This window comes from Flavobacterium sp. AJR (assembly GCF_002156885.1).
GTDB lineage: Bacteria > Bacteroidota > Bacteroidia > Flavobacteriales > Flavobacteriaceae > Flavobacterium.
Window position 1 is genome coordinate 1 of record NZ_NCWQ01000188.1, and the last position, 1744, is coordinate 1744.

General features: G+C 30.0%; 8 protein-coding genes. All 8 read right to left on the reverse strand.

The annotated features are described in order from the left end of the window. Window positions 1–32: 32 nt before the first annotated feature. Complete coding sequence (locus tag B8T70_RS23690; RefSeq protein WP_165763255.1) at window positions 33–182, reverse strand: bacteriocin; 150 nt, start codon at window positions 180–182, stop codon at window positions 33–35. Between the two features lie 16 nt (window positions 183–198). Further along, window positions 199–351, reverse strand: coding sequence for a bacteriocin (locus B8T70_RS23695; RefSeq protein WP_123912166.1), 153 nt, complete (start codon window positions 349–351; stop codon window positions 199–201). A 19-nt stretch (window positions 352–370) separates the two neighbouring features. Next, window positions 371–520, reverse strand: a complete 150-nt coding sequence (locus tag B8T70_RS23700; protein ID WP_123912167.1) for a bacteriocin — start codon at window positions 518–520, stop codon at window positions 371–373. Window positions 521–718: 198 nt separating this feature from the next. Next, a complete protein-coding gene (locus tag B8T70_RS23705) occupies window positions 719–871 on the reverse strand; it encodes a bacteriocin (protein ID WP_123912168.1) in 153 nt (50 codons plus the stop codon). A gap of 24 nt (window positions 872–895) precedes the next feature. Beyond that, complete coding sequence (locus tag B8T70_RS23710) at window positions 896–1045, reverse strand: bacteriocin (RefSeq protein ID WP_123912169.1); 150 nt, start codon at window positions 1043–1045, stop codon at window positions 896–898. Between the two features lie 22 nt (window positions 1046–1067). Continuing rightward, window positions 1068–1220 carry a bacteriocin gene (locus tag B8T70_RS23715; protein WP_123912170.1) on the reverse strand — a complete coding sequence of 51 codons (153 nt, stop codon included), beginning with the start codon at window positions 1218–1220 and terminating at the stop codon, window positions 1068–1070. Between the two features lie 18 nt (window positions 1221–1238). Continuing rightward, the gene (locus B8T70_RS23720) at window positions 1239–1388 is read right to left on the reverse strand and encodes a bacteriocin (RefSeq protein WP_123912171.1); all 150 of its coding nucleotides are present in this window, start codon (window positions 1386–1388) and stop codon (window positions 1239–1241) included. Window positions 1389–1418: 30 nt separating this feature from the next. Next, the gene (locus B8T70_RS24055) at window positions 1419–1568 is read right to left on the reverse strand and encodes a hypothetical protein (RefSeq protein WP_165763256.1); all 150 of its coding nucleotides are present in this window, start codon (window positions 1566–1568) and stop codon (window positions 1419–1421) included. Between the last annotated feature and the right edge of the window lie 176 nt (window positions 1569–1744).

The window sequence follows — 1744 nt, forward strand, 5'->3', positions numbered from 1 at the left end:
CATATACTATTATTTATAATTAAAAATTTAAATTATCCTGCCTGTACAGTAGTTTCTGTACCTCTTGAAGTTATCGGTCCCCCAACAACAGATTCTAATTGTTGCTCATTAAGTTGCTTAAAAACTTTAGAAGGTTTTACTTCACTTTTAAGCTTTTCTGTAGTCGATTTTATTGTTTTCATATAATAAATTAATAAATTACCCTCCAGATTGCACATTAGTTACCGTACCTCTTGAAGCTACTGGCCCACCCACAACTGATTCTAATTGTTGCTCATTAAGTGGTTTAAAAACTTTAGAAGGTTTTACTTCACTTTTAACCTTGTCTGTAGTCGATTTTATTGTTTTCATAATAATATTTAAAATTAAGTTACCCTGGAAGCACTGTAGTTTCTGTACCTCTCGAAGCTATTGGCCCACCCACAACTGATTCTAATTGTTGTTCATTAAGTTGCTTAAAAACTTTAGGATTTTTTACTTCACTGTTATTTTTTTCTGTAGTCGATTTTATTATTTTCATATAATAGTTTTATAATTAATAAATTACCCTCCAGATTGCACAGTAGTAACAGTACCTCTTGAAGCAACAGGCCCACCAACAACTGATTCTAATTGTGTAGAATTAAGCGCTTTGAAAACTTTATAAATTTTTACTTCACTGTTAATTTTTTCTGTAGTCGATTTTATTGTTTTCTTATAATAGTTTTATAATTAATAATTAAGCTCCAGATTGCACAGTAGTTACTGTACCTCTAGAAGTTATTGGTCCTCCCACAACAGATTCTAATTGTTGCTCATTTAGCTGCTTAAAAACTTTAGTTGTTTTTACTTTACTTTTAACCTTTTCTGGTTTCAATTTTATTCTTTTCATAACTATTATCTATTAATTAAAAAATTATCCTGCCTGCACATTAGTCTCTGTACCTCTTGAAGTTACTGGCCCACCAACAACAGATTCTAATTGTTCATCATTAAGTTGCTTAAAAACTTTAGTTGTTTTCACTTCGTTGTTAATCTTTTCTGTAGTTGATTTTATTGTTTTCATATAATAGTTTTATAATTAATAATTAAGTTCCTGGTTGCACAGTAGTAACAGTACCTCTTGAAGCTACTGGCCCACCTACAACAGATTCTAATTGTTGCTCATTAAGTTGTTTAAAAACTTTAGCAACTTTAACTTCACTGTTAATTTTTTCTGTAGTCGATTTTATTATTTCCATAAATATGTTTTTTAATTATTAAGTATCTTGAACGGTTGTTACTGTACCTCTTGAAGCAATAGGACCACCTACAACAGATTCTAATTGTTGATTATTAAGTGGTTTAAAAAACTTAGAAGATTTAACTTCATTTTTAATCTTTTTTGTAGTCGATTTTATTGTTTTCATATAATAGCTTTATAATTGAAGAAGAACAAATTATCCAGGTAGCACAGTAGTTTCTGTTCCTCTCGAAGTTATTGGCCCACCTACAACCGATTCTAATTGTTGCTCATTTAGTGATTTAAAAACCTTAGGTATTTTTACTTCGTTGTTAATCTTCCCCGTAGTAAATTTTATTGTTTTCATATAATAGTTTTATAATTGAAGAAGAACAAATTATCCAGGCTGCACTGTAGTTTCTGTACCTCTAGATGCTATCGGCCCACCAACAACAGATTCTAATTGTTGCTCATTAAGTTGCTTAAAAACTTTAGAAGGTTTTACTTCACTTTTAACCTTTTCTGTAGTCGATTTTATTGTTT